Origin of the sequence: Thermofilum adornatum, assembly GCF_000446015.1 — an archaeon.
Classification (GTDB): Archaea; Thermoproteota; Thermoprotei; order Thermofilales; family Thermofilaceae; genus Thermofilum; species Thermofilum adornatum.
The window spans coordinates 639,224-658,939 of the sequence record NC_022093.1; the positions used below are offsets into that span (position 1 = coordinate 639,224).

A 19,716-nucleotide genomic window follows, 5' to 3' on the forward strand; every position below is an offset into this window, starting at 1 on the left:
TCACCCATCTTCTAGAAAAGACTTTATATTTACGGTATTTCCTTCAATCATTTTCACAACGTAGAATATACCCCTAAAAGAAATGACTTGCCCCCTACTTGCTCGCCTGATTGCCGTGGACAATTCTCTCGGTCTCGTGTCAGATGCCGAGCCAAATGAGGGACTAAATTTGAATAAAACGGCTTTTTCGGCATGCCTGAGGTTGTAAATTTGATAGATGTTGTCGATTTTTTTCAAAATACTTTCGATTTTAGTAGATTTTTCGAAAGGACCTATTGACTGGCTAATGCGATCTATAGCCTCGCGCAAAGCATCTTCAAAAAGATTATTGTCTAATGACCCTATAACTCCTTGAATATGGTTTATCATCTTTAAATGTAGCGAGTCTCTTTCGTCAAATAGAACAGCTTTAAGACGTGTTAAGACTTGATCGTCTACTGCCGACTCTTCATCATATAGTTTTCCTATGTTAATCTTCTCTGAGGCTACCGACAAATAATCAAAGATTGCCCTTGTTATTGTTCTGCGTATAGCTTCTTGATTGTTGGACTTTATTGTATAACTTTCCAAGGACATTGCATCGCTTCTTAAAGCCGGGTCGCATAGAAGTCTATAGTTTTGATAGTAATAGTAATCTATGGGTGTTTGTGGGTCAAATATAACAATAATTAACGCATCCCTGTTCCGACCCGCCCGCCCAATACGCTGCGTGAAATCTGAAATATAAAACGGCATCCCATGAATAACAGCTACATCAAGTGAGCCATAATCTACGCCTACTTCAAGAGTCTTTGTCGCTACCAGCACCTGGTACACTTTTTTGCTGAAATCTTGCTCTATCCTTATTCTGTCTTGTTCGTAATCAGTTGTATGACCGCCTACCCTTATACCCTGTATGTTTGCAATCTCATCATTTAGCCCGCGCCATAGTTCATTACTTTCCGCTAGTGAATTGACGAAAACAATTGTTTGTGGTTTTTTCTCCTTTGCTAAATCATAAAGTTTACCTATAGCTCTTATACATGTAGCCTGCATCTCATAGGTCTTGGGCATTAGGAAAAGAAATATTCTTTGTGATTTAACATTCACACCTTTATCGTAATTAGCTTCGAATACTTCTATTGACTTAGCATCTTCTCCAAGTAAACTAGCTGCAAACATTTTAGGACTATGAATTGTTGCGCTAGAGATAATATAGGTAGGTCTCCAATCTGGCAGTTCGTTGTGATAAGTTCTAATAGCCTGCTCAAGTCTCTTCAATAAATAATATGTTTGTATCCCAAAACTCCCCCTTAGCATATGTGCTTCATCTAGAACAATAGCGATCGGATGACCTAGCTTCTGCATAGGTATTAGCTCTGTAGACCCACATCTGCATTTTCTTTTTTGAACAGGATATGTTGACCCGCATTTTTTGCATACTTTAACACTAGAGTATCCTATAATGGTTAATTCGGAGGGATTGCGCATCAAGACAGCATTGATCATGTCTTGATCTGTTAACAAAATATCAGGCGGTTCGGAGTAAATTGCCTCTCTTGTTAGTTTTATCCATTTATTCACCCAATCACTATCTCTATTCACAGGGCAATCCTCATAGTCGCACGACAATTTTTCCAAGGAAAATTTTTCTTCTTGTCTTTCAAAGTAAAGTGTGAGCGGGCGTTCATGAATGGGACATTTAATCATTGTAACTTCTGGTTTATCTTCTCCGCTGGCAAACCTGCTTTTTATATTTCCATGCAATATTCCCATTGTAATTGTAAGGTCCTCCCGTTTTTGCCTGCGTAAATAATCATTAAAGTACCAGAGCAGATGAGCCAATTCGTCGGCCTGATCATTTGCAAGTGCCTTTGTTGGATAAAATAGAATAGCTTTACAGCCCTTGTGACCTTTGGCTTTATAAATAGCTGAGGCAAAAATTAAGGGAAGCAGAAAAGCATAGGTTTTTCCGCCAGAGGTCCTCGCAACTATTGCAAAATGTCTTTTTTCAGTATTCAAACCCAGAAGTGTTAGAGATATTTTCTTCAAGGCAGCTTCCTGGTACTTATATAACTTTTTTATACCTAACTGCTCAAGGGAATATTGAAGAGCGCTACCCACTATTTCAATGTCGTCGTGCTTAACTCCCGACCGTATAAATTGTTTGGCTTCATAAATTAGATTCCTTAGAGATTCTTTTACTTCGTCTTCAGAGGCTTCAATTGAAAAAACAGGCTCTTTAGCTATATTCCAGTCTCTAAACTTAAACCTGTTTCCTTGGTCGTCTTCAGCGAGGAGACAATTTATTGGATTAATTCCCTGGAGACCAAACTTGTCCCATTTCCATTCAACATTGTATCCTTCGAAGGCAACTTCACCCTCTACTTCAAATAGGTGTCCCATTGACCATTTATAGCCATTGCTATCATAGACGTATACTGTCGGTTTTTTTCTTTCTACAATTTTGTTATTGTATTGTTTCTTGTCGAAATAGCCACCGAGGCATATGAGTAAGCTCTTTAGAAAATATGTTTCTCCATAGTTTTTCTCTCTCGTAATACTTATCCCGATCACGGCAGCGTGATGTATTTTGTATCTCTTGATGAAACCTGTCCATTCTTTGCAGCCGTTTTATTTATAGAAAACTTAAAATCTTTATCCTGCCTAGAGCCCAAATATTTTTCAATATCGGGAAAGCTGTCTTTTAAATCAATGAATAAATGATTGCCCTGTGAGTGCTCAAGTCTAGCATAGATCTTTGAGCCAAGAGGTAGTCCCACCGCAATATCTACTCTATTATTGTTATTCCAAGAAATTTGCCTGCGTAAATTCTTTTGGAACACCGAATTTATATCTTTTCTATTAATTTTCACTGTGACATCGATTATATTTTCATTAATTAACGTAAACTCAATCTTCACATCAGCAAAGTTTTCCTCAGTGTCATCTGGACAGGGCGGGGCAAGTCTAATGGCAAAACTGTAGCCTAAGTTTACTTTTCTCTCTTTATGAGACGTAAGAGGACTTATTTTAGAAAACTCAAATCCTGTTAGGTACCATGCATGAAAAGATTTAGAAAGACCTTCGTCTTCTTCTTCAGTTTCTTCTGCTTCCTCTTCATCAACTGAAACAACTTTATTAGAATCGTCAAGGAGCTTATAGTCTTCCAAAAACTTCTCATAAAGAGCAAATGGAAGAGGACCTAAAACAGCTATATGCGGTTTTTCAGGATGCTTTCGATCTTTTAGGTATACTACTAGTTGCTCGGCTATACTTTCAAAAACATTCATCACAGTTAATTTTTATATACTTGCATATAAATTTTCTGACTCATAATATATTTGATTTTTCTATGACAGCATGTTCCACAAAAATTTATCGTTTTCAAAGTTCTCTATAAAAGTATGCCCATTTACTTTATTACGACTTCCCAATGATTAATTTTAAATGAAACGATATCATATGTTAACTTCGCCGGGGAAATTACACATGACAACAGAAGTATCGTTTAAAGTTTACAAGAATATTCCTCCTATGAATAGAGAGAGATACGAGGTCGGAAGCAATCAGGCAATATACAATACTCTTCGAAGCGAAATAAAAGAAAAAAATGGATAGAATTGCTGAAGTTCATCGGTAAAATGTATATGAACACTTCGAATTGGAAGCTAGCGCAAGAAAAATCAAAAATCCTTAGATCAGAAATCTTAAAATGGGTATATAAACACATGCGAGATTTTCCTTGGAGAAGAACAAATGATCCCTACGTAGTTCTTGTAACTGAGAAACTTCTTCAGCAAACAGACTATGGTCATGTAAAAAAAGTGTGGTATAAGTTTTTTGAGAAATTTCCTACTGTTAACGCTCTAGCACAAGCAAAAGAAGAAGAAATAGCCGAAATACTTAGACCCCTCGGCTTATGGAGACAGAGAGCGAAACAACTTAATGCCATTGCGGGTACTCTGGTGGCAAAATTTGGAGGACAAATTCCATGCAGCTACAAGGAGCTACTATCACTTCCCGGCGTAGGAGACTACATTGCAAGAGCCACCTTAGTGTTTGCTTGCGAGATTCCTACTTACCTAATCGATGTTAATACCAAGAAAATCGTTCAGAGATTTATCTTCTATCCCACTCAGGTGACTGAAAAAGAAGTAGCCAAGGTATTAGAGATTGCAACACCAAAAAGTCCAAGAGAATGTAAACTTTTCAACTGGGGAATGATAGACTTTTCCGCGCTTGTCTGCACAAAAAAACCTAAGTGTGATATATGTCCTCTCAGGGAAAATTGCGCCTATTATTCTTACACAATTATTGGCTAGGTGGAATCCTTGCTTCTACAAGAGACTTTAGCACAGCTTCAGCCACCCTTTTTGCTAGCAAGGGTGGCACTGCGTCTCCTATTAGAGCATATTTATCGACAACATTTCCAATGAATTTATATCCATCCGGGAAAGTTTGTATCCTGGCACATTCCCATACACTTAATCTTCTCGGCTTCTTATCTGAGTTGTTTTCAAACTCCCATTTATCTTTCCCTACATGAATCATTCTAGGCGAGTCTGGATGCAGTGGTATGTGCCTAGCGCTTGCAAGTATAATATAGCTAGGCTCATCCCACGATTTGTACCTATTCCTGGACATGTAGATAGGCGAAAAGTTGCCCTCATAAACCTCATCTCCTACTCTCTTCTCAAATGGAGGTAAATCTCCAATTGCATCTCTCAAAGTCCTATATTTCTCAATAACCTTTCCACCTGCACTCATGAATGGCTTTGGAGCATGGGTAGGTTCTGGGAATCTTATAGTTATCCCTAAACTTCTTTTAGCGCCAATGAAAATTACCCTTTCTCTTTCTTGAGGAACACCGTAATCCAAGGCATTTAATATTTTCCACTCAACATCATAACCGATCCTGTCAAAAGCTTGCTTTATGGCTTCCACAGCCGTTACCAAGTAATTTTTCACATACTCGACGAGTTTTTTTTGATAAGGATCCAAAATATTATTTTCTCTAATTATATACTGGGGGGCTGCCCGCCTTTTCCTACCTACACTTTGAAGATCAAGCAACTTATTTAAAGCTTCAAGAACTCTTCTTTTTTCATCCTCGTCTATGTCTTCTCGAATGGTAAGCATGGTCAATATTCCTTTAACGTTCTCCATTACAAAAACGTAAGGCTGAAGCCTTGCCACCACTTCCACATAGTCATAGAAAAGCTTAGCTCTGGGATCACTTGGATCGCGCTTGCCAGCTAAGCTGAACGCCTCACACGGCGGACCACCAATAATAACGTCTACACGTCCTCCAGTCAAGCTGTAAAGTTTCTCCTTAACAGACCTATCTCTAATATCGCCGCAGATAACCTCAACTTCGGGGTGATTTGCCTTATAGGTTTCGCATGCCCTTTTCCAAATGTCTACAGCAGCTAAGACCTTAAACCCATAGCCCTGGTACTCAGCTTGCTTGAATCCCAAAGTCAACCCGCCAGCACCGCAAAAGAGGTCCACCAAGGTATAGTACCTCATTTTCGCAACCCTCACCTCATAAATTCATTGATCTTTAAAAGGAGGCATAAAAGTGTACATACATTTAATGTTCACGGTCATTCCCACTCAGTAAATCCTTTTCCTTTACTGTTGAAGAAAGAATAGACTTTTCAGAAAGCCAAGCCAGGACAATATTCCTCACAATCTCGGCGTCCTCATTACCCATAAAGCCGCGCAAACGCTCAATAAGACTCCATTGGCGCTCTGTAAATGTTACTTGAATCCTTTTAACGCTTTTTCTCTCTTCAGTGTGCTTCATAAAACACATCCAAGACACATTAAACTCAGTGGCTTATAAAGATTTCACCAGCAATGCCAAAAGTAAACAACAGGATATAATTAGACATTAATCAAAAGTATCGGTAATTATCCTTGCTCGTGCTAACCATAGGGAGCCTTAACACAAATCTCATAATGCTACCAAAATCACCGTATAACACGACATATAGAAGCTAAATGCATTGAGTATGTAGTTCCAATAATTTCTGTGACGTCAAAATCCTTGGCATACTTAGTATTACCCTCTAAGCATAAAACCATGCTCTGAGCTTACGTCTTTGCCTGTCTCTCTGTCTACTAGGCCTTTCGCCTCGGCAACTATTTGAGAGTATCTGGTGTTGTTCTCTAAGTACCTCCAGTAGTTTTCAGCCCTAACTGGTCCAGCCGGCGTAGTGTAGCTTATATCTAGCACGTACCACACGCCGTCTATCTTGACCTCTGGCAGGGCATGATCGTAGTCTATGAATGCAACTACTCTAGCCTCGCAACCTAGGACATCTCTTAGCAGGGTAGTCAGCTCAATCGCGAAGTCCTCGCATGTGCCAGTATCGGCAATGGCTATAATGTCGTCACCTGGTATCATTAGCTGTCTAGGCTTTGGAACATTAACCCTATATGTGAACGTGAAACTTGCCCGCGTTGCTTTCGCAATGCTCCACGCGTTCTCCAAGGTGCATCGTGTCCCGTAAATGCTCTTCATCTCTTTTACTTTGACTGGATAAAGCCACTGCCCAAGAATCACCACTCCCGTGTAGGACACCAACAATATGGATAACAGTAAAACAGTGACAAAGGTAGGTAAATCCCTTATATAGCGTCTAGCGAGACCCGCAAAGATGCCAGCAATGATAACTGGAACTAGATAATTTACAGTGAAGACCAGGACTAGCACGCCCCCCTTATCAACAGACACAAAATAGGGACTGTGAAGCACCTCAAACGACACATACACAAAATTCGCGTAGACCACGTACAAAGCAAACAAAACGACACCGAGAAAGAGACCCTCAGATATCAATAATAAAAAATCATGTAAAACTCGTAACCCTTGGATTATTTTACCAGCCAATTTCATGATTGAACCTGGAATCTTGAATTCTATTTTTTCCTTGATGATTACTCTACCAGCTATCTCTATAATTAAAATTAGAAGTGCAAGCATGAAACTAAGAACAGCGAGCGGGCCCGCCTCTTTAAGGAAAAGATAAAACTGTATAATTGCCCCAAGAACAAAGACACTTAAGCTAACATGTTGCCACCGGACAAGCTCCATGCTCCTCTTACCGATTTTTGCTATCCTTGCAGAGACACCCTTGCAAAAAGCTTTACCAACCATTACCTTTCAACAGTATTAGTTTAAAGGATGATCCTAAAAAGATAACCACAGGGATAATATTTGTAAGATAAAAGTATTACATTTGTGCCATCCCTAGCACATGTTCAAAACGCCTAACACAACTGACTGCACCGCGCACCAAACACGGAACACACATACCTGACACTCATCGAAGCTCATCCAGAACAAAACAAAGAAGCAACAATTCTTTCTAAGTTGAACCAGGATAAACAGGCATGGATACAGCTATAGGTTCCTCAGGTCACCTTACGCACTTTCAATTCTTTCTGAGTTGCATCAACAATTTCCGATTCATGCAACATTTAATGGATACACCTTTCCTTCAATTCTTTCTGAGTTGCATCTGGCAACAATTAGAGAGATGGACAAGGCTGTTTCTAGAGGCCTTCAATTCTTTCTGAGTTGCATCTAAAAGGCTTCTGGCTCGGGGTGGCCGAGGGCCTGGCCCTCCTTCAATTCTTTCTGAGTTGCATCCCTAAGCGCCTTGGTCTCTATGGTCTGGGTTATCTTCGACCCTTCAATTCTTTCTGAGTTGCATCCGATATCGCTGACGCCTTGACGCTGAGGTTAGCGAAGAACCTTCAATTCTTTCTGAGTTGCATCCCGCGCAATAGGCATCGACCTAGAAAACGAGGGATACTCAAACCTTCAATTCTTTCTGAGTTGCATCTAAGCTGAGCGGTCTGGGCCGAGCCGAGAAGGTTACCCTGATCCTTCAATTCTTTCTGAGCCGCATCCTGGTCAGAGGGCGTTGACCTACCCGCCGACGCGGTGCTAGTAGCCTTTCAATTCTTTCTTAGTTGCATCACAGTCCAGTTGCTCGGGAGCACCCCGCAGCTCGTTGCTCTTTCAATTCTTTCTTAGTTGCATCCGAGTTGTTTTACCGAGGAGGGGTTTATATGTTTAACGCTTTTTCCTGCAAGAAGCCAGCAAAACTGCCCTAGCACTCAAATTTACACATTGGAGGCTTCTGAAACTTCCCAATTGGGAAGCTTCTCGAAATACCCCGTTTTGGGTCGGGAAGTTTTCCCGTAATCTCTTTTCAAAATAACCTTCCCGTCGAGAAACTTCATAAACACCTTTTAGTCTTCCTTTAAGGAAAACATTGACAAAAAGCGGCGTGCGTTTGCCATAAAAGGTGGTCGCAGTGAAGATTTTCCCTTTTTCCATGTTTTATGTATTCGGTAACTTTCTCTCGAGTCTGGCCGCTCGAGCCCGCACACGTGGGCGTGTGACCAGCGGCACTCGTCTCGGGCCCCCTGGGCAACATGCACCCCTCGGGGCCAAGTGTACACGCCGAGCACGAGGGATGACCCCCAAGAGTAGTATGCTCGGCGTGGGTAGGGGGGACGCCTATGGCTAGGGGTGGGACCCGCAGAGGGCCGAGTAGCCTACAGTATGCAAGCCCGTCCGCCAAAAAACAAGTCTTTTTTTCTGGCCCCTTTCCACTTTTTCTTCCCCCCTTTCCCCGATCCGCCCCCACCCTCATATGGGTGGCGCCCCCACGATAGGGGGCGGCTTCGATGCCTGGCCGTGTATGGGGGACCCTGCACGGCTTGGGCGATGAGGGTCGCGCCTCGCCACGGGAGACCCTGGCAGGCGCGGCTAGGGGAAGGGGGAAAGGGGCCAGCCAACGACAACCACTAACAGCCATAAACCACACAACCATACATCGCTTAACAAAGAATCTATGACATACATGAACCCACGAAACCCACACTTCCTCTTATCCACCATTATTCGCTACCTCTCCTAACACGCAAAGAAGTGCCCGTCCCGCCGGTTCCCTGGGGCCTAGCGTGATCCATGCCTCCGCGCCCTAGCAGGGCGCCCCCGGAGCCAGGGATCCGGGGTGAGAGGCTATGGACATGGGGACGGCTAGCCCCGAGGGCTGGCGGACGGACCCCACCGACCTCCTAGCAGAACTATACACCAGAGCCCAGCTAGCAAACAGGGAACTACACAGCCTAGTAAACGGACAGAAAAAATACTTCTACGAGTCGACTGAGACCCTCATACACGGGCTAGGTCTCCCAGCAGACAAGGCAGACACATTGCGAGGCTTCACAGAAACACTAGCCAGCCTACTAGACATGGCATACCCGCAAGCAGAGACAAAGCTACAGAAACTATTGAAAGCCCTAGAAAACAGCAACGTCAAGGTAGAGCTGGGACCACGTGCCAAAAAGACGCTACACGTCATGCCAGAAGGGGAAAGGTGGTATGTCAGTGCACAGCTACGCAGAAAAACATGGCTATTCAAACTGCCAATCTACAGGGTGAGCGCCGACGCCGAGTTCCCAGAAATACTAAACCTCTCCAGCCAGGACTTATACTACTTACAGGCAGGATGGCGAGCTAGCGATGAAAGTTGCGATCAGAACGAACCCCGAATGGGGACGACACAGCCATGGCAAGTACTTGCATGGGCAGTCGCGCGCTACGGCTATCTTCGGATATACCTCAGTTCTTTAAACCTAAACATGACTGAGCCAACATTCGCTTGGACCATAACAAGCAAAAGCTGGGAACAACAGTGGCCCACCCGTGAAGGCAAAAAACAGGCACAGCAAGTAGCTAGCCAACACCCGCTCGGCATGCTGGCATGGTACCTCGGCGACGGCAGGAGACACAAATACGACCTAAGGTACAAAATTGGAAACGAAGAAAAATACGAGCCAAAAGACCTGGCACAGCAAATCCTGCAAGCCGCGTACCAGACAGGCTACGGAAAACTGCTAGACCTCCTAGAAAGCGAAAAATGGACAGCAATAAAACGACTACAGCCAAAACAGCACCCAGTATACGCAACCCTACAAGGCCACATCTTCTGGCTAAACTACTACGACGACAAACAAGTCCTACAGGCACGAGCCCTATTCAAAGACCCAGCCCAGGCACACAGACTGGCAAAAGCCCTAGCAGAAAACGGCATACAGGCACGGATAAACACGTGGAAAACCGGCTACCACATACTACAAATAACGGGACAAAACATACTAAAACTGGCGGAAAACAGCCCAGAATGGCGCATGGCATTAAAGCAACTGGCAGAAAAACACGGCCTACAGCCAAAAACACCAATGCTACGCAGGCTACTCGAGCTCGCGGAAAACCCACCCCAGCCAGAAACGTAATTAGGAGGGGGCGTCACCCATTATACACCCATTTGAACCACCGTCCTCGGGGTTATGACTCGGGCCCACGCCACAGGGCGCGGGTGCCCCGCGGGATACCTGGCTTCCCCACCGCGCGCTCGAGAGGGAAGCTGAATACCTTGGTCGCGCGGGGTGGACTTTCAGGGCGGGGTGACGCCCCTGTTATTAGTATTATTGTGGGGTTTTTTATAAGTTTTTTGTTATTGGAGTGGTGAGAGTACTGGTGTGGGTCCGAATGGTCCTAGGTGGATGTCTTGTCCTTCGTCTGCTGGGGCTAGGATGAGTCTTAGTCCTAGTGGTTTGTTTTTGGTTGTTTGTGTGTGGTGTAGGTCTGTGAGTATGTTGTGTATTATGTTGTCTTGTGTTGTGTCTGGTATTGGGGCCATGTCTAGTCCTGGGACGCAGTATGTTGTGTATGCGGTTAGGTGGCTGAGTTTTAGTTGTTGTAGTCTTGCTAGTTCTTTGAGTCTGTTGTCTTCTGCTAGTGGTAGCATTGTTTCGTTGTAGCCTATTGTGGGGAGGTGTTTTGCTAGTTGTGTTAGTTGGTTGTTTATTTGTTTGATTGCTGTTATGGTGCCTGGTGCTGCTAGGGTTTGTCCTGAGTGTTTTTCGATTATTGTGGCTACGCTTTGGTCTTGCCATGGGCTTAGGGAGATGTCTATTCCTAGGAAGTTGTCGAGTGTTTGTTTTGCTGTTTGTGCTAGGGCTGTGAGTGTTTTTTGTAGTTGTTGTGGTGTTTGTGTGGTGTAGAGGGATGGGTATAGTAGGCTTATTGATGTTCCTGGTGTGAGTGTTGCTGTTGCTGGGAAGTATGGTGTCTGGACGAATTGTCCGTAGGTTACTGCGTATCTGGTGGCTGTGAGTGGGGATTGTTCTGAGAGTGTGCGGATTGTTTGGGCTAGTAGTTGTGTGTTTTGTGGTGTGTATAGTGTTGTTGTGTATAGTCTTGGGAGTGTGGCCATTGTGTCTGCTAGTTGTTTGGGGTGTAGTGGTTTGAGTTGTGGGACTGCTGTGTAGTTTATTTGGTATTTTTCTGCTAGTTCGTGTATTGTTTGTGCTGTTTTGTCGAATTTGTCTGGTGTTGTTGGTTTTGTTGTTAGGCGCTTGGTCCATATTTCTAGTTGTGTGTTTTTGGCTAGTTGTTCTGCTTGTTCGGCGAAGCGGGCGAGGAGGGTTTCTATTGTTTGTGGTGGCTGGTCTTGGTCGATGTGTATTGTTAGGGCTCTTATTTTGTGGCTAGTCATTGTTTTCGCCTGTGGTGTGTGTTTCTTGGAGGTGCTGTATGAGTGTGTCGAGGTCTTTGAATATCTTGGTTGTGTAGTATTCGAAGAATGGGCTTGCGGACTGGTGTGGGAAGATTGCGTATACGTGTTTGTTGTGGGTGTAGCCGTATTTTATTTCGCTTAGTACTCCTGGGGAGAGGACTGTTGTTGGGTAGTATACGACTATGAAGTCTGACTGGTTTATGAGCTGGTAGTCTCTGGCGACTATTTGGTCTTTTATGTCGTCTAGTGCCTCGTAGATTTGCTTGATTGGTAGCTGTACTGTCTGGGTGGCTGTGGGTATTTCTACTGTGTCTTTGCCGTTTTTTTCGGCCTCGTATGCCATGTCTACTAGTATGGAGTCTTCTATCGAGATTGGGTCGAATACTACTATTCCTGCTTGTTTTAGGCGTTGTTTGACTTCGTCTTTTTGTTTCATGAATTCGGGGTCTCCTTTTACGTGTGTGATTGGGTAGCTTAGGTAGGCTTTTGGGGCTGGTTTTTGGCCTGTTTTCTTTGCTCGTTCGACGTCGTAGAGTATTTTTTGGAGCATTTGTGGGTCTTCGTGTCTGGGGAATACGTAGTATGGTTTTCTCTGGTATTCTGCTAGTAGTCTTGTTATGAAGGCTTCTTCGTCGCGCCATACGAGTATTTCTTTGAGTGTTAGTTTTCCCCGCCAGGCGTTTGAGGAGGCGAGTGCGGCGTAGATGTAGTGGGCGTTGTCGATTATGTTTATGTAGACGTCTGGGGAGAGCATGTTTACGTAGTGGAAGTTGAAGGCGTGGAGTAGGTGTTTTTTCCAGCGGAAGCATACGTGTGTGCTTATTGCGGCTACTTGTCCTTTTTGTCTGGTTTTTTCGACTTCTTTTAGTATGTCTTCGAATGTGGCGGCGCGGAGGTATTCGAGTGCTAGTGGGTCCATGTCGAGGATTTTTCCGTCTGGGATTTCTACTCCTAGTTCGCGGGATTTCTGGTACATGTTTGTGCCTACGTCTATTATGTTTAGGTCGGGGGCTGTGGTTGTGAGCTGTTTTAGTAGGTCGTATCTGCCGCTTCCGCTTATGCCTGTTACGAATGCTACTAGGTCTCGACTATTCACGTGGGGATTCACGTGGCTCGGAATAAAAATTTAGCTCTTTCAGTTGTCTTCGGATCCGTGTTTCAAGTTTCCTCGTGGTAGTGGGGAGGCTTGTTAACGTAAATTATCGAGGCCTTTTCTTAGCTGTGTCTATTCGAGAGAACTTGGAAAGCAGTGGTTTTTAGAGTAGCAAGCTTCAATTCCTTCTGAGCTGCATCGTGATCATTTGCCGGGAGTTTACCGTGGCCTAAATTTAAAAATAATCTTCCTATCGAGAAGCTTCATAAATAAGTTTTGGTCTTCCTGCTTATGTATATAAATTATTTATTGTTTAGCGCGCGGCTAAGTGATACTAATCTTTTTTGTTTGTAGCTTTTTATGTATGTTGAAGGGGTTTGCTGGTGGATGGGTTAGGTTTGTAGTGTTTTTAGGATTTTTTCTCCGTCGCCTGTGAGTTTGTAGCCTATGAGTGGTTTTCCGCCTTCGTAGAGGAGGGATGGGACTATTAGTCTTTTCCCGCTGAGTTCGCTTATTGCTCTGCTGAATAGTTCTTTGGGTAGGTTGACGAAGTTGAAGAGGGATTCGTGGTCTGTTTCGCCGCCCATTGTTGCGATTGCTCTGAGTATGGTTATTCCTTCTGGGCTTATTCCGACTGTGAGCTGTGGTGGTGTTGGTGGCTGTGGGGCTGGCTGGGCTGGGGGCGGTGTGGCTATTCTTGGCGCCGGGTTTATGGTTGTGTCTGTCGTTGGCCGGGGTTCTGGTAGTCTCGCGATTGGCCTGGCGATTTCTGGGGGCTTGGCTACTTCTACTGTTATTGTGGGCTTTATTTTGACGGGCTGTGGCATTGCGCCCATTTCTGTGAGTTCTTTTTCTGCTTGTTCGTAGACTTGTTCTGGGTAGATGTAGTACCTGTTGATCACGGTGAATACGTCTTTGACTTCGAAGACTTTTTTGAGTCTTAGCCATTCTAGGACGGCTCGCCTGCGCTCTATCTCGGCGTATAGTTCTTCTATTTTCTTTCCGGTCTTCTCGGCGAGGAAGCGTATGTGGTAGCTTTCAGACATTATGACGTGTTTGTCTCTGACTGGGTCCCATCTGACTATTTCCCTGTATTTCTCGTAGTCTTCGACTTCCCATATGTGTTTGACTCTTCTTGCGAACTTGCCGTCTGGGAGGAGGGTTCTCTCGCTGAGGAGGGCGATGTTAAGCGAGGGTATGTAGGTTGGGGAGACGTTCATTGGGGGGCTTGTGAGCCTTTTTACTGCCCTGTCGAGGGAGTCGGCGTGCATTGTAGACATGCCTCCGTGGCCGGTCGACATTGCTTGGAATAGTACGAAGGCTTCTTCTCCCCTGACCTCGCCGACGATGATGTAGTCTGGCCTGTACCTGAGTGAGACCCTGACTAGGTCGTAGAGTGAGATTTCTCCGACCTTGGATTCGCCTAGTCCGTAGCTTTCCCTGCTTACGAGCTGGACCCAGTTCTCGTGTGGGAGGTTTAGCTCTGGTGTTTCCTCTATTGTTACTATTTTGAAGCCTGGCTTGAAGAAGTTGGCGATTGCGTTTAGGAGGGTGGTTTTTCCTGCGGCTGTTGCCCCTATGACCATTGCGGTCATCCTGTTCTCGACCATTAGCCAGAGGTATGCGGCGCTCCAGGAGTCGAGGTTTCCAGAGTTGACCATCTCGACTATCGACATTGGCTTTTCTCTGAACTTTCTGATGGTGAATGTGCTTCCGCGTGGCGAGACTTCTTCTCCGTAGGTTGCCGCCAGCCTGTGCCTGCCTGGGAGCATTGCGTCTACTATCGGGAACGCGGCCGAGATGTGTTTTCCAGACATGTGTGCCAGCTTGACGATGAATTCTCTCAGGTAGTCCCTGCTCCTGAAGATTATGTTTGTGGGTATGCTTTCGTAGTCGCGGTGCCACACGTGGATTGCTCGGTCTACGCCGTCACAGCTGATGTCTTCCAGCTTGTAGTCGCGTATGAGTACTTCTATTGGGCCGTAGCCTACGAGGTCCCTCTCGATGTAGTAGATTACTTTTTGCCAGCTTTCTTTTGAGAGGCCCCTGGCGACGCTCCTGTACTTCTCTGCGAGGCGCCTGGCCTCGGAGATTATGTGTTGTCTGAGTTCTAGGTCGAAGGATACCGGGGGCTCGAGCTCGACGCTTAGTATGTCTATGAGTTTTTCGAGGGCTTTTTGCTCTGTCTTTGTGAGCTGTACTTCTTCTACGAAGTATGCGCGCTGGTTTCCGGCCTCGGGTATCTCGACTATTTTTACCTTTGCAAAGGGCTCTACTACCCAGTATTCGTCTATGACCCTATATGTGTCCTGTACTGGGAGTAGAACTACTTTCTCTTCTTCTTTTGAAGCTTCTGCTGCCTTCTTTTTCTCTTTTGATCCTTTTTTCACGTTTTTTTCTTTCTCTTTAACTTTTGTTGACAATTTATCCTCCCTTAATGTTTATCCTTGAAGATAATAGTAAAGCCATAGTTTTAAATGGGTTTCGCAGTTCTAACTTGGCTGAATAGCAAAGATGCAGAGGATAGAATGTTTAGCTTTGGAACGCTGGGGCTCGAAAACTCAATAAACAGGTTTTTGTATTGTTAATGGGCGATGGTGAGCCTTGCGAGGTCTGAATTTGTGAGGAGTCGAACCTCGCTGAGCCTCATGGCTTTTCTGCGAGTATCCCGTATTCCCTTATTATTTTCTTGACTTGGAAGCCTGCGCGTCTGAGTCTTTCTGCTACTCCTTTCTGGAAGCTGACTCCCCTGTGTTTGCCTGGGGCCCCTGTGTAGTGGAAAAGTGTTCCCCCTCTCTCTAGAACCCTGTATATCTCCCTGTAGAATTCTTCGCTGTAGAGTTGTCCTGCGAATGCAAATACTGGTGGGTCGTGCAGTATCTTTGTAAAGGCCTCGTCCGGCAGTTGCTTGATTATTTGGGCCGCGTCGCCTAGTAGGATCTTTATGTTGGTTAGGGCTTTCGAGTACGGGTTGTGTTCCGCTATTTTTAGGACGTTTATGTCTTTCTCTATTGTTGTTACTTCTGCGCCACGGCTGTGGGATTGTATGGCCGTGTAGCCAAGGCCCGTACAGATGTCCAATACAGTGTCGCCTCTTTGGACCCCCAAGAGCTTTACTTTTAGGCGTGCATCGTCTAGAGGGGTTGTCCCAGAGATGTTGTGCATGTGTACCCCGTTTATCTCTAGTGTTGGGGCTGTCTTCTCGCCTAGGTACTTCAGCTTGTAGTAGTTACTATCCCTGAGCTCAACTAGGTAGACGCCTTCCGGGCCAAGATACAGGAACCTGTCGCTGTCGACGATGCGTCTTAAAATGTTCTCCTCAATTGTATAAGAGTTGTTCTCAAGGCTGATAACGTATCCTTCGCCGGTTTTTTCCGCAACGGCAGAGTCGAGCCCTACGTTTACCGGGACCTCTCCTTTCCCTTTTAGCCCTAAAAGCCTAGTGGCTGTGTAGGGGCTCAGAAGGATGCCTTGGACGGGTTTAAACGTGTATTCCTGCATGGTTGGCGCTTCCCAGAGTGAAACATATAGGCTATGTTAATAAATAGTGGGCCCGCCGGGATTCGAACCCGGGACCACCGCCGCTCCTAGGAAATTGTGCCTTGTAAGGGCGGCATCCTAACCACTAGACTACGGGCCCTGGAGGTCGGTATTTAGAGGGGCCTTGTGTGGTAATAAATTTTTCTTTGCATAGTTTTTCTTTTGTATAAGCAGGTTTCTGATGGCGCTGGTAGTTCTAAGGACGCCTGGCGTCTAGCAATATTGTAAAAGTTTAAAAGATGTTTTGGTGGTTTGCTGTGTATGTCTTTCAGGGAACTTTACATGCATCATGTGTCGCCGACTCTTTTCGGCGTGAATGGCGACTATGATTCTGCAAGGATTGTAGTGATGGGTATTCCCTTTGACTCCGCCGCAACAGGTGTGCCTGGTGCACGTTATGCCCCTAGGAGGATTAGGGAGGTCTCAGTGGAGCTTGAGACTTTTCACCCTGCAACAGGCCTCGACGTCGAGTTTGCCAACGTGTTTGACGCGGGCGACTTGCCGCTGGTTACCTGTGTGGATTCACTGGTTAGGGTTGTGGGCAGAGTTGTCGAGGAGGTTTATGACTCCGGGAAGAGAATTATTTCTCTTGGCGGGGATCACTTTGTGTCGTACCCTGTCATCTCCACTGTGGCGAGGAAGACCGGCAGGCTAGGTGTGCTTGTGTTTGATGCTCACATGGATCTGCGTGACGAGTACCCGTTCGACTGCAGGTACAGCCATGCGACCGTGTTCAGGAGGCTACTGGAGGAGAACTCAAACATCGAGGTTGCGTATTTTAGGCCTAGGGGCTGGAGCAAGGAGGAGTATCTCTACGCTAAGGAGACTAAAAGGGTTCAGGTCCTCGGGGACGAGGCAGAGGTGGATGACTGGTTTAGGAGGGCCGAGAATGTATATGTGACAATTGATATAGATGCTGTAGACCCCTCGTTTGCCCCCGGGACGGGGACACCTGAGCCATTTGGATTGCATCCTGATACTGTACGGAAGATAATAGAGGAGACATTCCCGAGGTATTCCCAGAAGATAAGGGGCCTGGACATCGTCGAGGTTAACCCGCTTGTTGACGTCAATGATGTGACTTCTAGGCTGGCGGCTAAACTATTGATGTATGCCTTGGTGGGCCTGCTCCCATATTTGGGATAGTAAAGTTTTTAACGACAAGCTGGGGATTCTTGGCTGATTATTTATGGAGGGTTTTGGTGAGGCACGAGAGATCAAGATGTACAGGTGTCTTAGGTGTGGTAATGTTTTTAGCTTGGAGGACCAGGAGAGGCTTCCTGGGATAAGGTGTCCCCAGTGCGGGTTTAGGATTTTTGAAAAGGTTAGGTTGCCTATTCCTAAGCGCGTGAAGGCTGTTTAGCGAGACCTGCCATTCTAGGAGAGAAACAATGAGTAAAGTTTATATTGCGGCATGTTCATGTGTTTCTTAGCGTACGGGAGAAAATGAGCGCGGAGTTGCTAGATAATATATTAAAGGGCGTCTTCAAAGAGCAACAAGTTATCAAGATACGTGTAGAGAAAAGAAAAGGTCACAGAGAAGTTACCATTATTCAGGGCTTAGACCTCAAAGACCCCAACCTCAAGAAGCTTGTGTCCGAAATGAAGGCAAAGTTTGCGTGCGGCGGGACAATAAAGGACGACCACGTGGAGCTTCAGGGAGAGCATCGCTACAAGGTTAAAGAGTTCCTTGTGGCCAATGGTTTTCCAGAGAGCAACATAATTGTAGAGTAGGGACCTGTTTCCCGAATATTAAAAAGAAAACTTTTTTTATCTTAAATTTAAAAATAATTGGTGAATTTACATGAGTATTGATGCAAATAGTGTTGCCTCTGAGCTTGCCGAGGTTATCGCAAAAATACAAAAAGAACTGAACGATACTCTGCGCGAAATTTGGGCTAGACACTCTTCTCTCTATCCAGAGAAGCTGAGAATGATGGATCCCCTCTACGACATTGAGGATAGAGGAGACTCGATAGCTGTCTATGTCGACGTGCCTGGGTTCAGAAAAAACGAGATAAAGATTAGGGTCACGGAGGACGCAGTGGAGGTTATTGCTCAAAAGAACGAGGAAAGAGTAAAGGAGGAAGAATCAAGGAAATATCTCCATCGCCAAAGGCTTTACAAGCAAATTTACAAAAAGATTACTCTTCCGACAAAAGTTAGACCGGAGCTGGCTAAGGCTAGGTTTGAAGACGGGGTTCTAATAGTAGTTGTTCCCAAGAGTGGTGCCGAAAGAGAGGTCGAAGTAAAAGTAGAATAAATCAATAGGTAAAAAGGTATGCATGCCAGCAGGCCAATTATTAGGGAAGTTGTTAGAGACCTCTATGTTCTACGAATAGATGACCACGAGACAAAGTTCTTTGAGGGCTTATGGGAGATACCAGAGGGCATCTCCTACAACGCATACCTCTTGAAGACTGGTGAGGGAGCCGTTCTCTTCGATGGATGGAAAAAGACATATGCTGATCTGTTAGTCGAGGAGATAGAGAAACTTGTAGACCTTCGCGATATAAAGTATGTCGTTGTTCACCACATGGAGCCTGATCACAGCGGCAGTATTCCGGCCTTGATGGCACGTGCGACCAACGCCGTTCTGCTTGGACACCCGTTGGCTGGAAAGATGATTTCAAACTTTTATGGTGCATACAAGTTTAAGCCGGTCAGTGACGGCGAAGAATTGAAGATAGGCGAACACAGCTTGAGATTTATCCATGCTCCATGGCTTCACTGGCCGGAAACAATCTTCACCCATATAGTGAACCTAAACGTTCTTTTGACATGTGACGCTTTCGGCTCATATTCTTTGCCCCCAGTTTTTGACAGCGAAGTTGAAGACTGGAACCAGCTGGATGTTGCAATTAGGAAATACTATGTAAACGTTATTGGAAAATATTCACAAAACGTATTAAAGGCTTTAGAGAAGCTTAAAAGCCTCCAAGTGTCCCCTTCCATAATTGCACCCTCCCATGGAGCGATCTTTAGAGACAAGCCTGCACACATACTGGACAAGTATATTGAAATTGCACAGGGAGTTCCAAAAGAGAACAAGGCGGTAGTCGCCTACGTGTCCATGTATGGCTTTGTTGAACAAATGATCGACGCAGCCGTTTCACTACTGAGGGAGAAAGGCTTCAATGTGAAGATTTACAGGTTTACCGACAACCATAGGGATAATGTTTCAGACCTGCTTGGAGACCTTTCCGACGCTGGTCTAATGGTCATCGGTGGGGGCACGTATGAGGCTGGTGTCCAGCCATTGCTAGGCTACATTCTACACCTCATAGCGTCCAAACTAGGCTATAGGGCTGGCAATCTACCAGTTCTTGTGTTGACGAGCTATGGCTGGGGACCCGTTGCGGGAAAAATGGTATTAGAAGAATTAAAGAACAAAGGTTTTACACGTATCGAAAATGTCGAAGCAACTGGGCAGGTACGCCGGGAACACGTAGAGAAAATCAGGCAGGCCATTGAAAAGCTGACCTCGTAAAT

18 protein-coding genes, 1 tRNA gene and 1 CRISPR repeat array are annotated in these 19,716 nt (G+C 45.2%); of the genes, 9 read left to right on the forward strand and 10 right to left on the reverse strand.

Going from position 1 to position 19,716, the window contains the following annotated elements; all coding sequences use genetic code 11:
• Both N186_RS03585 and N186_RS03590 read right to left on the reverse strand, forming a co-directional pair.
• Positions 1–2,556, reverse strand: a complete 2,556-nt coding sequence (locus tag N186_RS03585; protein WP_020962407.1) for a helicase-related protein — start codon at positions 2,554–2,556, stop codon at positions 1–3.
• Entirely contained in the window at positions 2,553–3,272 is a 720-nt protein-coding gene (locus tag N186_RS03590; protein WP_020962408.1) for a hypothetical protein, read from the reverse strand. Before N186_RS03590 ends, N186_RS03585 begins: the two co-directional genes overlap by 4 nt.
• 199 nt (positions 3,273–3,471) lie before the next feature.
• Between N186_RS03590 and N186_RS09865 the strand changes: the two genes are divergently transcribed.
• A complete protein-coding gene (locus N186_RS09865) occupies positions 3,472–3,600 on the forward strand; it encodes a hypothetical protein (protein WP_276114334.1) in 129 nt (42 codons plus the stop codon).
• 29 nt (positions 3,601–3,629) lie between these two features.
• Positions 3,630–4,304 (forward strand): HhH-GPD family protein, encoded by a 675-nt coding sequence (locus N186_RS03595; RefSeq protein WP_187147053.1) that lies wholly within the window; start codon positions 3,630–3,632, stop codon positions 4,302–4,304.
• On the opposite strand, the gene N186_RS03600 is transcribed toward N186_RS03595, so the two are convergent.
• The 3 genes from N186_RS03600 to N186_RS03610 form a co-directional block, all read right to left on the reverse strand.
• Complete coding sequence (locus tag N186_RS03600) at positions 4,294–5,526, reverse strand: DNA cytosine methyltransferase (protein WP_020962411.1); 1,233 nt, start codon at positions 5,524–5,526, stop codon at positions 4,294–4,296. The two genes, N186_RS03595 and N186_RS03600, sit on opposite strands and share 11 nt — an antisense overlap.
• Positions 5,527–5,575: 49 nt before the next feature.
• On the reverse strand, positions 5,576–5,791 hold the full coding sequence (locus N186_RS03605; RefSeq protein ID WP_020962412.1) for a hypothetical protein: 216 nt from the start codon (positions 5,789–5,791) through the stop codon (positions 5,576–5,578).
• 258 nt (positions 5,792–6,049) lie between these two features.
• On the reverse strand, positions 6,050–7,147 hold the full coding sequence (locus tag N186_RS03610; protein ID WP_020962413.1) for a transglutaminase-like domain-containing protein: 1,098 nt from the start codon (positions 7,145–7,147) through the stop codon (positions 6,050–6,052).
• Positions 7,148–7,421: 274 nt separating this feature from the next.
• Positions 7,422–8,039: direct repeats of the CRISPR family, unit length 25 nt; unit sequence CTTTCAATTCTTTCTTAGTTGCATC.
• A 652-nt stretch (positions 8,040–8,691) separates the two neighbouring features.
• On the opposite strand from N186_RS03610, the gene N186_RS09680 reads away from it, so the two are divergent.
• Together N186_RS09680 and N186_RS03615 are read left to right on the forward strand one after the other, a co-directional pair.
• Positions 8,692–8,862, forward strand: coding sequence for a hypothetical protein (locus tag N186_RS09680; protein ID WP_187147054.1), 171 nt, complete (start codon positions 8,692–8,694; stop codon positions 8,860–8,862).
• A 168-nt stretch (positions 8,863–9,030) separates the two neighbouring features.
• Positions 9,031–10,305, forward strand: a complete 1,275-nt coding sequence (locus tag N186_RS03615) for a hypothetical protein (protein ID WP_148682028.1) — start codon at positions 9,031–9,033, stop codon at positions 10,303–10,305.
• A 221-nt stretch (positions 10,306–10,526) separates the two neighbouring features.
• On the opposite strand, the gene N186_RS03620 is transcribed toward N186_RS03615, so the two are convergent.
• The 5 genes from N186_RS03620 to N186_RS03640 all read right to left on the reverse strand — a co-directional run bounded on the left by N186_RS03620 (position 10,527) and on the right by N186_RS03640 (position 16,324).
• Positions 10,527–11,570 carry a DUF711 family protein gene (locus tag N186_RS03620; protein ID WP_020962416.1) on the reverse strand — a complete coding sequence of 348 codons (1,044 nt, stop codon included), beginning with the start codon at positions 11,568–11,570 and terminating at the stop codon, positions 10,527–10,529.
• Positions 11,563–12,687, reverse strand: coding sequence for a hypothetical protein (locus N186_RS03625; RefSeq protein WP_020962417.1), 1,125 nt, complete (start codon positions 12,685–12,687; stop codon positions 11,563–11,565). Before N186_RS03625 ends, N186_RS03620 begins: the two co-directional genes overlap by 8 nt.
• 389 nt (positions 12,688–13,076) lie before the next feature.
• A complete protein-coding gene (locus N186_RS03630) occupies positions 13,077–15,107 on the reverse strand; it encodes a type II/IV secretion system ATPase subunit (RefSeq protein ID WP_020962418.1) in 2,031 nt (676 codons plus the stop codon).
• Positions 15,108–15,330: 223 nt separating this feature from the next.
• Entirely contained in the window at positions 15,331–16,185 is an 855-nt protein-coding gene (locus N186_RS03635; RefSeq protein WP_020962419.1) for a class I SAM-dependent methyltransferase, read from the reverse strand.
• A 47-nt stretch (positions 16,186–16,232) separates the two neighbouring features.
• Positions 16,233–16,324, reverse strand: a tRNA-Val gene (locus N186_RS03640).
• A gap of 161 nt (positions 16,325–16,485) precedes the next feature.
• Here N186_RS03640 and speB point away from each other — a divergent pair.
• From speB to N186_RS03665, 5 genes are all read left to right on the forward strand, one after another.
• Positions 16,486–17,370, forward strand: a complete 885-nt coding sequence (speB, locus tag N186_RS03645) for an agmatinase (RefSeq protein ID WP_020962420.1) — start codon at positions 16,486–16,488, stop codon at positions 17,368–17,370.
• A gap of 43 nt (positions 17,371–17,413) precedes the next feature.
• Complete coding sequence (locus tag N186_RS03650) at positions 17,414–17,587, forward strand: TFIIB-type zinc ribbon-containing protein (protein WP_020962421.1); 174 nt, start codon at positions 17,414–17,416, stop codon at positions 17,585–17,587.
• Between the two features lie 83 nt (positions 17,588–17,670).
• Positions 17,671–17,958, forward strand: coding sequence for a stress response translation initiation inhibitor YciH (gene yciH, locus N186_RS03655; protein WP_052885643.1), 288 nt, complete (start codon positions 17,671–17,673; stop codon positions 17,956–17,958).
• A gap of 70 nt (positions 17,959–18,028) precedes the next feature.
• A complete protein-coding gene (locus tag N186_RS03660; RefSeq protein WP_020962423.1) occupies positions 18,029–18,487 on the forward strand; it encodes an Hsp20/alpha crystallin family protein in 459 nt (152 codons plus the stop codon).
• A gap of 18 nt (positions 18,488–18,505) precedes the next feature.
• Positions 18,506–19,714, forward strand: a complete 1,209-nt coding sequence (locus N186_RS03665; RefSeq protein ID WP_020962424.1) for an FprA family A-type flavoprotein — start codon at positions 18,506–18,508, stop codon at positions 19,712–19,714.
• Positions 19,715–19,716: the final 2 nt, after the last annotated feature.